This window comes from Duganella lactea (assembly GCF_009857505.1).
GTDB classification, from domain to species: domain Bacteria; phylum Pseudomonadota; class Gammaproteobacteria; order Burkholderiales; family Burkholderiaceae_D; genus Rugamonas; species Rugamonas lactea.
The window spans coordinates 1-12682 of record NZ_WWCP01000006.1; the positions used below are offsets into that span (position 1 = coordinate 1).

The 12682-nt window shown below is 53.7% G+C and carries 7 protein-coding genes; 2 read left to right on the forward strand and 5 right to left on the reverse strand.

Features of this window, described 5'->3' with window-relative positions; translation table 11 throughout:
* Window positions 1-92: 92 nt before the first annotated feature.
* Genes GTP44_RS07450 through GTP44_RS07460 form a run of 3 tightly spaced genes read right to left on the reverse strand, consistent with a single transcriptional unit; the run spans window position 93 to window position 8829 of the window.
* The gene (locus GTP44_RS07450; RefSeq protein ID WP_161018930.1) at window positions 93-1769 is read right to left on the reverse strand and encodes a KAP family P-loop NTPase fold protein; all 1677 of its coding nucleotides are present in this window, start codon (window positions 1767-1769) and stop codon (window positions 93-95) included.
* A gap of 39 nt (window positions 1770-1808) precedes the next feature.
* Window positions 1809-2504, reverse strand: coding sequence for an AVAST type 3 anti-phage protein Avs3b (avs3b, locus tag GTP44_RS07455; protein ID WP_161018931.1), 696 nt, complete (start codon window positions 2502-2504; stop codon window positions 1809-1811).
* Entirely contained in the window at window positions 2470-8829 is a 6360-nt protein-coding gene (locus GTP44_RS07460) for an NACHT domain-containing protein (protein ID WP_161018932.1), read from the reverse strand. Before GTP44_RS07460 ends, avs3b begins: the two co-directional genes overlap by 35 nt.
* Before the next feature lie 301 nt (window positions 8830-9130).
* Here GTP44_RS07460 and GTP44_RS07465 point away from each other — a divergent pair, with 301 nt between their 5' ends.
* The gene (locus GTP44_RS07465; RefSeq protein ID WP_161018933.1) at window positions 9131-9622 is read left to right on the forward strand and encodes a hypothetical protein; all 492 of its coding nucleotides are present in this window, start codon (window positions 9131-9133) and stop codon (window positions 9620-9622) included.
* Between the two features lie 113 nt (window positions 9623-9735).
* Here GTP44_RS07465 and GTP44_RS07470 read toward each other — a convergent pair whose 3' ends face one another.
* The gene (locus GTP44_RS07470; protein ID WP_161018934.1) at window positions 9736-10668 is read right to left on the reverse strand and encodes a LysR family transcriptional regulator; all 933 of its coding nucleotides are present in this window, start codon (window positions 10666-10668) and stop codon (window positions 9736-9738) included.
* A 111-nt stretch (window positions 10669-10779) separates the two neighbouring features.
* On the opposite strand from GTP44_RS07470, the gene GTP44_RS07475 reads away from it, so the two are divergent.
* Entirely contained in the window at window positions 10780-11793 is a 1014-nt protein-coding gene (locus GTP44_RS07475) for a zinc-dependent alcohol dehydrogenase family protein (RefSeq protein ID WP_161018935.1), read from the forward strand.
* Between the two features lie 115 nt (window positions 11794-11908).
* Here the strand turns inward: GTP44_RS07475 and GTP44_RS07480 are convergent, their stop codons facing one another.
* On the reverse strand, window positions 11909-12652 hold the full coding sequence (locus GTP44_RS07480) for a hypothetical protein (RefSeq protein WP_161018936.1): 744 nt from the start codon (window positions 12650-12652) through the stop codon (window positions 11909-11911).
* Window positions 12653-12682: the final 30 nt, after the last annotated feature.

Genomic DNA, 12682 nt, shown 5'->3' on the forward strand with positions numbered 1-12682 from the left:
CGCTGCTGGCTGGCGTGCTGTTTAAAGATGGACTTCCGGCGCAGGACAATCCGCCGGAACAACAGAAACTCGCCGCCTGATGGCCCTACGCTTCAGGATTGGCATACACCAGATTTGACATTAGCTCCTTCGATGATGAGGTCAGCCAAAGTGTTCGACTCAGAATAGTCCACTCCGCTGGATAACTGATTGATGACGTATTCAGCGGTATTTTCAATGGATATGGCCCCATTTTCGGCTGTAGCTTGGACAAACAATGGAGTGTCGACGATACGAGAAATATCAACGCATAATGCTTGCCAGTCATTCACTGAGCGGTTCCCGAATTCCATTGCACTATATGCGTCTGCTAGCGTCTCTAGGAACCCGATACAGTTATCGGTGGTGAGCTGTTCGCGAATTCCCGCACGCCTCTCTGGCTCCGCTAAATACCTACGGGCTAGCACGAGGCTGACGTCACTCATACTGGTTCCAAGCTGTAGCGCTACGATGAGTCGGGTAGGGTCCGCCAGGTGGCCTTGGATGTATTGAACCCGACCTCCGTTGCCACCGTCAGAATGTGCTACTTGTGGGAACAGGAACTGTACTAAGTCCTTCACAGCGGCAGGTCTCGTGCAAAGCTGGTAGGCTTCTTCACGCGCTACACGGCCTCCCAGCAAGATTTCTTCATTCTGATTGGGCAGATTGATTTCATGTGGCAGCGCCCCTACAAACCGTTTCGGCTCCTTCCGCAACAAGTCGTAAACCGACGGCGCTTTAACCTTCAATGCAGCAAGCGCCAAAATGTCCGCAAACACTATCTCACCACGCAACGACGGCTCGATGAGCCTCATTGTGTTAATCACGCGAATGACATCCCTTGGATGCTCAAGAAGGTCCCGCAACCCAGAAAAATAAACCTCCGATACCCGGTCAGAGCGGCTACTGAAATACTCAGCCATTGCTTGACGTGGAAGCTCGTCGAGCGCAGCGTTGAGCAACTTCCTCCGAGCCGATGGCGACATGTTAGGAACTGCCATGCGAACCTGCACAATTTTGTCCAAGTACCCCCTAGAATCAGGAACTGAGGCTTTCTCCAATGCCGCACAAACATAGCTAGGGTCCCATGCGAGAACGTACCCTACATTCCGGAGATTGCCCACTGCCTTAATGATTCGAATCATCTCGTAGACTTCCAATGGAAACAGTCTATCGATGTCGTCGATAACGACAATGATTGGCCTAGGAAACTCCACTAGCGCAGCCTGTACTTCGTTTTTTCGCGTCTCAATGTCTGTTTTTTTCAGATTCAAGACTGCCGATAGAAATGTGCCAACACCAGAGAACACGGACTTTCCGACCGATGCCCAAGGCTCACTACCAGGTAAGAGTTTTATGACGTCAAATGCATTAGCATAGGCCTTCAGTGCCTTTCCCAGTTTCTTGCCAACTGCTACGTGGTCAACGAGCTCCACTGCCCCAGCGAGCTTTGCTAGGAATTGCCCTAGCAAGGCGTCCCGCTCTCCGATTAGCCACGGATTAAAATGTACGACGACGGGTGGACCTTGGACAGACTCTCGTAAATGTTCCTCGATGAGCGCCAATACGGAAGTCTTTCCACTGCCCCAGGCCCCCTCGACTGACAGAACCAGTCCGCGCGAACTATCGACGCAGCGAAGCGCATTGGCTGCGTTCTCCGAGAATCCGACCCTGCCCAACCTATCTTGTGCGCGTGCTTCTCCAACCTTTAGTGGAGCGTCCGAATTTACTAAAAATTCTTGATAAGGCATGTATGTTCTAAAAATGGTGACTGCGGGGGATAAATCTAATCAATCCCCGACAGAGTCTGCGTCGTTCAACTCATCGCCCAACAAATCGTGTTTTGCTCTCAAATCTGCCGCGTGTGCGGCCGCCATAGATGCGAACGTCTCGAGTTTTTGTATCTTGTCTAGCAATGTCTCGCGCGCAAGCTTCGCTTCCGCCCCATCGCGGTCAAGGCCGCGGTTCAGGAAACCTATAATGCGAACCTCGAGTGTCACGTCCGCTCCAGCATCAACAGCGCTTTGTATCCAAGGCTTCGATTCTTCCGAAGCCACCTCAGCTGCAGCTGCCAGAAAGTACTGCACCAAAATTCGCGACGCATCGTCGAGATTCGCCGCTAAGCTCAGCAACTTCGCGGCATCCTCGTCGGCCATAATATCTGCTGGAGGCTCGTGCATAAAACGAAACCGCGGTCCGCTGTTTGCATCAAGTGCGTCTAGCGTGCGCAGGAGCGGCTCCAGCTTCGCTAACGGGCGAAGCCGAGGCGGGAAACTATACCGTTGCGCCCACAACTGGAAGACCAATTCAGCACATGAATTTTGTGCAGCGAGTCTATCTTCGGGTGGGGCCTTCTCAGCGCGTTGAATGCGCTCGGCAAGCATGTGCGCCATCCACTGAGTTAGCTCGTCATCTCCAATTTTCAGCTGTGCGATAAGCCGCTTGCCGAGTTCAATCACTGCTCTTGAGCGTTCTAGCGATTCCATCTTCTTCAATTAAGTAGTAGCGGTTGTAAGGGGGTACGAACGACCCATTGTCGTCATCTGAGCTACTGCGCGGGACCCGCCGATGAAGCTTGAGACTAACGATAAGAGAGTACCCTGGATTGGCAGCAAGAAGTTCTTTCAAAAAAGCTCTATCAGCACTCAAGCGAGTGCCAGGAATTGTTTCCTTTTCGCGACCGTAACCGCTCGACTGCGTCCATGTCTCACTTCGTATGAACGCACCGCTTTCAGTCACCCATCGACGCCCATCATCAACGGAGCATAAGCCCATTGCCAAGATAGTGGCTGCGGTCGGCACTTCGCCAGGAACGCGCACGCGCTCACCCCAAGGGTCGTATTCATCGACACCAGAGGATTCGCCTTGGTCAGACTTCCACCGACGTAGCTTAAATTGACCACTCTGATTGCCCTCCGGTGTCAACTCAGGCGCTTCGCCGCCAGTGCCCGCAACCTCATCTTCGCCCGGTCCAACGTGGTCCTCATCAAATCGGAAGAAATATCCTCGAGCGTCTGTGGTGGTTTGCGCCGCGCAGAGCAATGCTGCCGCAGAGCGCTTTGGCACCAGCGCACTGTTCACGAAAATGGTCTCGACGCATTCGCTTATACCGCTTGTCCAGTCGCCTGCAACAACCTGCAGTCCCTCGTCGGTCTTCATGAGACTGTCGAGATGGTTAGCAGTTATCTGCCAACGCCAATCTTTGTCACCGTATCTCTCCGGCGCTGGAGGCGCCTTCGTAAGTTCAGGGTCGCGCCGGTCCGCAGCCCACTTACCATCTTCGCGAGTTAGAAGTCGATATTCAATCCAATCATCAAAGTCATTTTCGGCACTGTACGTCGCCTTGCCGACTGAGTGAGTTTTAAGCAGCCTTGCAGCCACTATCATCATTGCATGATACGCGCTATAGGCCGCGAGGTCCTCCACTCGGGGCATGGTGCCGTGTGAGTGCCTGGTCTGCTCGTCTGCAAACACGCCATGCTTGTAGCGCGCATCATGGCTATACCCTGCGGGGAGCCGCCCCATACGGCCGCGTATGGCCTGTGCGGTGCGACGAGCAATTCCATTTGGCGAGATGCCGAAAACTCGTCCCAGCGGAGTAAGCCAATACGGGCCAATGTCTATTCCAAAGTGGTACTCATCGATTTCCTCGCCTGTCTCGTCGTCCAATGCTTGGGGCTCTGCCTCTGGCTCTCGATAGGAAGAATGTTCAACGAGCGGCAATGCAATTTCGTTGATTTTTTCTAGCTCGCTCAGCGTGCTTCCGCCACCAAAGATTTCAGGTAGTTCGCGCAAAGCGACGGCTGCAAAATGGCGAATCAACACGTGCTCTTCCTTGACTGACAAAAGGAGAAAATCGCCAAAAAGGGCCACCATGTCACGGTGCCCGGTGCCGCACCGAGCTAGCGCAATGTTGAGCCACAGACGAGAATGCCACTCGTAAAAAACAAAACTTTTGTCAACGAAAGCAGTAGGTCCGCTTACGAGCGCTTTTTTCGCGAGCGAAGACAGTACCGGGTGCCACCCCAGCTCAATGGCCGCCCGCACGGCGTGCGCAGCCTCCCAGCGCACCGAAGTATTTGGTGACCCAAGAGCGGCCCACAGATAACCAGCAACGGCCGCCTCGCAGCTCTCCTCTAACTTCATCGCATCGCTCCAAGGGCCGTCTCCATCTTCCGGCCGCATGTCCATCTCGTGAAGCGACAGGCCAAAGTTCAGCGCATCGTCGGCCTCATCGCTCGTCAGAACGTGAGACAGCGATTCCAGCATCTGAAAGAGCTCTCCTGAGTTAAGCGTCGTCACATTCAGAAGAAATCCCTCAAGCGTAGCTTCAACAATCTCGTCATCGGTAACAATGCCTTCGCTGATTAGCTGACGGTACGGGAACGAGCTTCCCCATCTCCGCCTCCTTGCCCACTCGGGACTTCTTCTACATACGGCTAACGCTACGGCCGCCATCGCCTTACGCAAGGCGACCGGCTTCGTACTTTTTTTGCTGAGCACATCTAAGAGATGCCTTAATTCATAGTTCCCAAAATCTGGCCACTGCTCGATGGCTAAACAGAACTCGGCGGCGCCCGCCAAGCCACTTCGCAGCAGAGCCTGTGTGTAAAACTCCTCAATCTGGTAAGGCGGGTCAAAGGTCTTGAGTAGCAAGTAGGCACTGCGAAGCTGTACAGCGCTTGACAGGTCAACTCCTTCGAAAAGGACATTCCAATCGGGGTCGTTGCGCTTCTCTAACGTTTGTGGCACGTACTGCCGGGCGGGATTCTCGCTCTCGGTCTTGGGGGTACGCACTGCCGCTAGTAGCCTGTCAAGGTCCGAGGCCGCGAAATCGCAAGTGCGTGCCAGCTTTGAAACTCGCTCAAGGTCACTCTCGGAGGGCGAGCTGAACCTAAGATAGCGATAGGCAACATCTAGAATTTTACGCTGAACATCCTTGGCGGACTCATTTTCCATAGCTTTCGCTAAGTCATCTACCCGTGTCCACTCGTCGCCAATCGGACATAACGCAATTGGCGCAATGGGCGGTAGCAAGCCACGCGCCACTGCTCGGCCAACCGTGATTTTCAAAAGTCTGTCTGCATAGCCTATCTTCCGGTCCCGCCACCGGCTCAAAGTTGCGATGGTTGATGCCGGACATAAGCTTAGTAGTCCATCAATGGTGTGGTTCCAGTCGAAATGCTTGTCTCTTTCGACATAGTCGTACGCTAGCTCTGCGCTTCGTGCCAGCCTATAGGCGGACTCGGGTCGGGCTGGGCGGTTCTTTCCACTCGCCTCGGCAAGGCATAATATAGCCCCCCAGCGGTCTGAGTTTTCCTCACCGATGCGGTTCGAAATCTCTACCGCCCGCTCGAAATAGGAACGAGCCTCGGCTTTACTGGTCGGAAAAATGGCGCGCGCAAGAGTTTGATAGGAATCGACTCTCGATTCAGCGTGCTCGCGGTGATTTTCTATAGCTTCGTAGACCCGAACAGACACTTCGAGTGCAATACTCTCAAGGGCTTTTTCCCGGGCTGCCAAGCGGCAAATAGCCGTCATGGCTGTGGTCCCGAAAGCATCTGCCTTCTCTTTAAACCAGTTCAGAAATTCGGCTAAGGAAGTTGTGTCCGATACCGACGCATCGCGTATCGCTCGTATCCACTCCAGTGCCGCGATTTGCTCTAAGTTGAAAACGTTGTTGTAATCTCTGGACCTAGCGGACTTCGTCGAACTGAGCGCAGCCTGCACAGCCACGTTAAACACTGCTGGTACCCTTCCACACGCGATTTCCGCACTCAGGAGAAACCAATCTAGAAGACCTCCGGTAGACCTTTCGAACGCTTCGGCTTCGGAACTTCTGCTGTACTGGCTTGTCTTTTTCTCCAGTTCGTCACGAATTTCTTTAGGGGCTAAATCAATAAGCACAAGCCGACTTCCCAATAGAGCGGCCTCAAGGCAATACGCTCTCAGCAATACGGGTCTATCCGAACCGTGACGCGCCATCAACTCTACGGGTGGATGGTCTGGCAGGTAGCGACGAATTACCTTCGCCCACTCCACGTCATCCCGAGGCAGTACTCGTAGTGCTTGTGAAACAGCGGACGTGACACCATTGAGTACGCCCCAACTGGAAATCGCCCTATCCGGGTCATGAAGTCGAATTCGGCGACTAGCCAGCGCCCTCATAAGTGTCCCAAGCGGTATAGCTGGGAGCGTGTGACCACCCTTGCACGCTTCGATGGCCAGTCCCAGCATTAGCCAGATATCCCGCGCACCATGCTCCGCCACTCGGTCAAGCAAATCGTATCTCCCAAGGTCTACAAGGCGACGTGCCAGAGTACCTCCTGCGGTCATCGACAGATGCCTTGGACTCCACCCACGAAGAAACTTGGCTGCATCTTCCGGCCCTTCTGCTAGCAACTTGGCCATTGCCAATTCGACGATGTCACTAGTGTCGACGTTCTCGTTCGATTTTTCACGCTCTTCATGGGGCATGCTTGCCCAAGAATATAGCCAATCTATCGCCATCCTCAAATGGCTTCGTGCTTCAGATAGGAATTCAGCACGCCCCGCCATCAAGCCTGCTTCATAGGCGTGATGAGCTCCGGTCCAAGTTCCTCGAAATGCACGTCGTGAAACAAGTTCGTCGATACGGTCTAAAGAAAGAAGCGCAGACGCAATATCTGTATTTCCTTGTATTAAGCTATTCTGGCGCGCGACCCCGGCGAGTTCACCGGCTACTTTGAGCGCGAGTTTTGCTGCGGAAGCGAAGCGCTTTTGTTGTAGGCAAGCCTTCAGTGCGAAGGTCAGGCGTTGAACCTCCACATCACGACGTTCGAGCGGGTTAGCTGTTGGCAGCCCTTCAGAAGAAAGCGCCAGTTCGACCAGCTCATCCATTCGTCCCGCTGCCAGCAGTAGTTGGGGAATCGTCGATGCGACATAGGAGCTGGAAGCTGCGAGGGGCTTCAGTCGAGTCAAGAACGTCGCCAGCTTTTCCTTTTCTGGTTGGAACCTCTGGCGGAACCAAGTTTCTGCGGGCTCATCTAAGAAGTGCAGGCTTCCACCCTTTACAAGTAGCGGACGCCCCAAGTCAAAGGCAAAGCTTCTAACTGCGCTTTCAGTGGTGCCTGAAATCTCAGCGAGCACTGCAATCGGAACCAACGGTCGCAGCACCGCTAAGCCTTCGCAGATTAGTCCAATCTGCTCAGCCTCGACATGGCCCTCTCTATACTTCAGCTTCTCGACCGCTTGCGCTAGCAGGTCGGCGATGGCCCGCTCAACTGTCGATGGTGACGGCCCCAGCGCCTTAAGCATCTCCGCTAATGGAAGATTACGACTCAATGCTACCGCCTGAACTCGCGGGTTGGAACTGCTTAAAAAACCGAAGTCGGAGATGTCGGTATCGGTCGCGTCTGGATAGACGGTTCTTAGATGTTTAGCTGTCTCGTCATGACTGAATGGGCGGAGCTCAACGTGAATCGCGTCAGGGGGCGGCTGCAAGTGGTCACGCCGATGAGTCCGGCAGGTGAAAACAAGCTTCACGCCATCTGGCATAGCAGTACGAATAAGGTCTGGCACGAATGCGGAGTCATCAAACTCTTTAGCCGCCATAACCGCGTTGTCCGCAGCGTCGATTATCAAATAAAGGTTAGCATGGGGAGTTTTAGCTCGAAGCAAGCTGACAGCCTGAGCCAGTCTGGTCACAAATGCGCGCATGTACTGCTTGCTATCCGTTCCCCGAACCGGAATCAGCGGATTACACAGACCTCGAGCGGCAAGCTCATTAGCTATTTGCGGAAGCGCATCCTTTTCTCGGTGGCGGTAGTGTTGCGCGCTTCTGTAGAGCCCATCACCAAAGCAATCGTAGAGCACTGCGACTGTCCCCTCGGAAACAGACTGAGAAAGCTGCCATACGAGAATTGACTTACCGACACCACCCTCTGCGTGTAAGACAATTGGTTGAGTCGCAGATTCCAGAATCGCACGAATCTCCACATCCTGTTCCCGCGGCAGTGCACCGCCTGCAGGACCTGCAATCAAACATTCTGCCGGCCAGAGGTCCTCCTCATCAGCGCCGAGCGCTCGGAGTACATCAACGCGAAGAATAGAAGGGTTCGAAGCGAACTCAGTTGTAGCTTTCCTCGTCACCAACTCTTTGAGCTGAAGCGAAGCTTCCGAACCACCCTCCGCCAGGAAGGTTCTCACGTCCTTAAATAGTAGATTCCGCTGGTTCCAGAGGTCGGGTTCGCCCGGTTCGACTGAGAACAGTTTGAAGAAATTTGCAGTCTCGCTTCCGAGCCCATTCACGTACCCCAGTATAGTCGCCACGACTGAAGGATGCCGCGTAATTCTTTCGACTGCGAGGTCCTCAAGTGTCTCAATCACTTTCTCATCAACGGGTCGATTGGTTGTGAAGGTGAAGTGTAATTTGTCCTTCAGTTCGTCCCACGCGTACATCGTACGCAGCTTCGTAAAGCGCTTCGAAAATCCAGTAAGTGTCTTGCTCAACCCACTGGCAGTCCACGGCTCCTGCACACGCTTCGTCGAGTGCTTCAGCTGTACGTACCGAACAAGGCGTGCCGCTTCGAACCGCTCACTACCAAAGTAAAACCCAACATCTATAAGTTCATCACCTTCGTTCGCCGAGCCAGGCCCCTCAATGGCCGATGCGCCCTCAATTGAAATGGCAACCAAGTCGCTAACCCCAGGCAGAAGAGACAGGCAATGGCGGGCGGCCCAGTGGTAGTGGAACTGGTCACCATCCCTGCTTGCTCGCACCAAGTCCGACTCGGTTGTCGCAGCACCAGTGGAAGTATTTTTCGATTTCATGAGACTTCGGAACTCCAGTTCAACGTGCCTGCATCTTCTGAAATTACAGTCGGGCCGATGGTAATTAGATTCGCAAGAATCGCATAAAACGGACTCGCGACTTGAACAAACTCGGCTTTATGCCGACCATGGTGGTTGGGGGTCATTTGAAATGTATGCTCATGCTTTTTTTTCACCACATCATATTGCCACGTTGGAAGCATTTCAGATAGGTCTCAGCCAGGGATTCGCAGCACCGAGAAGACCATCTGCGCCGCAAGACGACGCTTTGTATTGTTCATGATTTCCACCTGAGCACCGAATGTCTCAAAGTCATCTTGCAATACGCGCGCTTATTGAGCAGAATTCGATAAGGCGAACACATGGCGAAGGGGGCATCATGGCTGCTTGGCAGTTTGACCTGTACTTCACTCTTCGGGGCTCGACCGCGCCGGATACTTCAATCCCAGACTGCGAGCCAGTGCTCCCCGCACCCGTCACGTACGCACTTCAAGAAGACTTCGTACACTACCTAGGTTGCCCTTGGTTCATGCTGCCCGACTGGCTTGTCTTCGGCCCAGAAAACGGAAATCGAATTGATTTCAATTTCTTCGATGCCGGCGATGCAATTGTGCAAGTTAGGCTGGACACTCGTGATGAAGCGCCGCAATTTGTCGTTCTCATCGCCGACCTGGCCAAGTTGCATGGGTGCGTGCTTTTCAATGCTGACAGTGGCGAATTCGTTCCGGCAGATAGGGACCGGCTCAACGAGGCTATAGTTCTGCGAGAAGCACAGCTGCTTGGACTTAGATAGTGGTAGAGATGGAGCAACGCGGCCACTCAACCGTTTCCGATTAGGTATTCCGAGTTCTAGAGTTCCCATTTCGGCATTTCAACGGCCGGGTAAAGCGCTGGAAATCACAGCGGTCAACCTCTGATGCCTCGCGACGGACGAAAGATTGACTCCTGAGCATCCGCGAGTGACCGAAGCTCATCGACTACGACTCGTACCTTGGGCTGCAGATGCCGAGTCTTTTGCCATATCAGGTGTATCGGCGCCAGCATACCCGAAAGGTTATCCAACACCGAAACGATACTACCCTTTTCCAGTTCTTCGTTCGCGAGCCAGGTCGGGAGCTGAGCGAGGCCAGCGCCGGCAACACAGGCACAAAGGAGAGCATCACCATCGGTAAGCTCATGCCGCGGCACGAATGCAAAAGGCTGAAATGCCCCATGCTCATCCCGGAGGTGCCAGTTCGGCCTCGTGCCGCGGTACCAGCCCACTAGGCAATCATGCTTTTGCAGGTCTGCGCGAGATTGAGGAGCGCCCATCCGTTCAAGATATCCCTGAGATGCGCAAATGACGGTTTTTTGCTCGCCGATACGGCGTGCGACTAGGTCGGGCAAATCACCGAGTTCACCAATCCGTAACGCCAAGTCAATGCCTTCCCCCACCATGTCGACAGCTCGGTCACGGAGAGTCACCGACAAATCTAACTTCTCATAGCGCAACCCAAGCGCTACCAGTGTCGGCATCACATGGCGCCTGCCGAACGTCGTGGGTAAATCGACACGCAATCTTCCAATCGGCTCCTGGTGCCCGGTGGCCAGAAACGCTTCTGTTTGTGCCAGCTCCTCGAGGACGCGCCGACAACTAACCAAGTACGCTTCTCCTTCAGTAGTAAGGTCCATGCGACGTGTAGTTCGATGGAGGAGCTGTACACCCAAACGTGTCTCCAAGCGCGAAATACTCTTTCCAACTGCTGAGCCGGTCACGCCCAGGCGAGCTGCTGCAGAGGTGAGGCTCCCGCCATCCACGACGCTTACAAACTCACGTATTCCAGCAAATCTGTCTTCCATAGCAATACCCTATTGCGGAATTTAAGGATTGAATGTCGGGAATTATAACTACTAACTCAATCACAGTTCCTTAATTACACTGACTCCTCACAATCATTGATGGAGAACAAAATGAAAGCATGGCTACTGAAAGACTTCGGACTGGCAAACCTCGAGATGGGCGACGTACCGACGCCAGTTCCACAGGCCGGCGAGATGCTGGTAAAAGTCGGCGCAGTGTCGCTGAACTTTCGTGACAAAGCTATCGTTGATGGCATCTACGAACCCCATAAGGTTCCGAAGCCGCTCATTCCAGTTTCCGATGCTGCGGGTGTGGTTGTCGCAATCGGCCCCGGCGTTACTCGCTTTAAAGTGGGCGACCGCGTCAATTCACACTTGTACTCGCGCTGGCTTGATGGCACACCGGCCGCTGACGAACCTGAATACTGCCTTGGCTCGCCCCTGCCGGGTGGCTTGGCAGAGTACATGATTTTGCATGAAGACCGCTCGGTTGCGGCTCCAGCAAACATGACTGACGAAGAAGCCTCCACGCTCCCGATTGCGGCACTGACCGCGTGGTACTCGTTGATGGACGTCGCAAAACTTCAACCCGGCCAAACCATGCTTGTGCAAGGCACTGGCGGTGTGTCAATCTTTGCCGCTCAAATCGCAATCGCGCACGGCGCTCGCGTAATCGCGACCTCGAGTTGCGATGAGAATCTGGCCAAGGTTAAAGCTCTCGGCGTAAGCCACGGTATCAACTACCGCAGGAGTCCTGATTGGGAGCAGGAGGTATTAGAACTCACCGACGGCAAAGGCGTTGACGTGTTGGTCGATGTAGCCGGCGGCGACGGTCTGAACAAGTCAGTCCTAGCTACCAAGGTGGCCGGCGTAATTACCCAGGTCGGCTTCCTGACCGGTCAGGCCACGCCCCTGCAGCTCATGCCTCTGATTTTCCGCCAGACGACCATTCGTGGAATCGCCGTCGCACCACTTACCTCGTTTGACCGCATGAACCCATTCCTCACCAAGCACAACATCAAACCAGTGATTGAACAAGTGTACAAGTTCGAAGATGCGGTAGCAGCGTACGAGCATCTCGCACGCGGCGCATTCGGTAAGGTTGTAATTAAAATTTCTGAATAATACAGTAAGGAGGTACCGGAATTACCGCGACAGGTCTTGCGCGACTAGTAGTCACCAGCGTCGGTCATGGCCGTCGTGGATAAATCCTAGGGGCGCAAGGGATTCACGCTCCCCCTTACGTCTGTTTAGGGCCGCGCAGCCATTCCTTCATACTATTCCGAGTCTCTTCGTCTTGAGGGTCTTCGTTCAATGCCAATTGCCGAAGACCTTCCGCAATGTCCCGCCTGTTTACCATACCGAACGTCGTTATGACTCCATCGTCCAATTCGTAATCCAAGGCACCACACCAACGATTTATCGTCCCATAGGTTGGCGAGCGCGGATACCTGGAGTTCCCACCACCTTTCGGCAGTTCGTGCTTGGCCAGACGAATTCGAATTGCTTCGACCAAGAAGAAGATTGTATCGGTACGTGCATGGTCTCGCTCCAACCCAGTCACTAAATTCGAGTCATCGATGAACGCTTGGATTTGAGCCTTTCTAACGACGCTTGATTGATTCAGAATCCCAACTTCTACTCCGTCACGCATCTTTTGCAATATGCCGTTCTTACCCCAAACAATTATGTCTTTTGCTTGTCCGCGCCAAGTTCGAAGATGCTCGTAAACTGCGAATATCCACATCTGCGACTGAGCTGACACGAAAACAGCTTTGTCGACGGGAGTCCGCTCCTCTTCAAACTGCGTCTTCAACAAATCATATTCGAGATGGGTTATGAACTTGTCGACGATACCAATATTCATCGCTTGGAAGCTGAGGTCAGGGCCATCACCTAGCAAAAGTGAGCGGAGGCCACTTGCTGTGGCCGCGAAGTCTATCTCTCTGAAAGAGATGTATGGGACAGAATCCATCGAGTCCATCGCAATCCTCACGGTCATATTTACTACGCA

Coding starts and splice junctions, on each gene's coding strand:
- GTP44_RS07450 (WP_161018930.1), bottom strand. CDS start 1,769: ATGCCTTATCAAGAATTTTTAGTAAATTCGGACGCTCCACTAAAGGTT.
- avs3b (WP_161018931.1), bottom strand. CDS start 2,504: ATGGAATCGCTAGAACGCTCAAGAGCAGTGATTGAACTCGGCAAGCGG.
- GTP44_RS07460 (WP_161018932.1), bottom strand. CDS start 8,829: ATGAAATCGAAAAATACTTCCACTGGTGCTGCGACAACCGAGTCGGAC.
- GTP44_RS07465 (WP_161018933.1), top strand. CDS start 9,131: ATGTCTCAAAGTCATCTTGCAATACGCGCGCTTATTGAGCAGAATTCG.
- GTP44_RS07470 (WP_161018934.1), bottom strand. CDS start 10,668: ATGGAAGACAGATTTGCTGGAATACGTGAGTTTGTAAGCGTCGTGGAT.
- GTP44_RS07475 (WP_161018935.1), top strand. CDS start 10,780: ATGAAAGCATGGCTACTGAAAGACTTCGGACTGGCAAACCTCGAGATG.
- GTP44_RS07480 (WP_161018936.1), bottom strand. CDS start 12,652: ATGGACTCGATGGATTCTGTCCCATACATCTCTTTCAGAGAGATAGAC.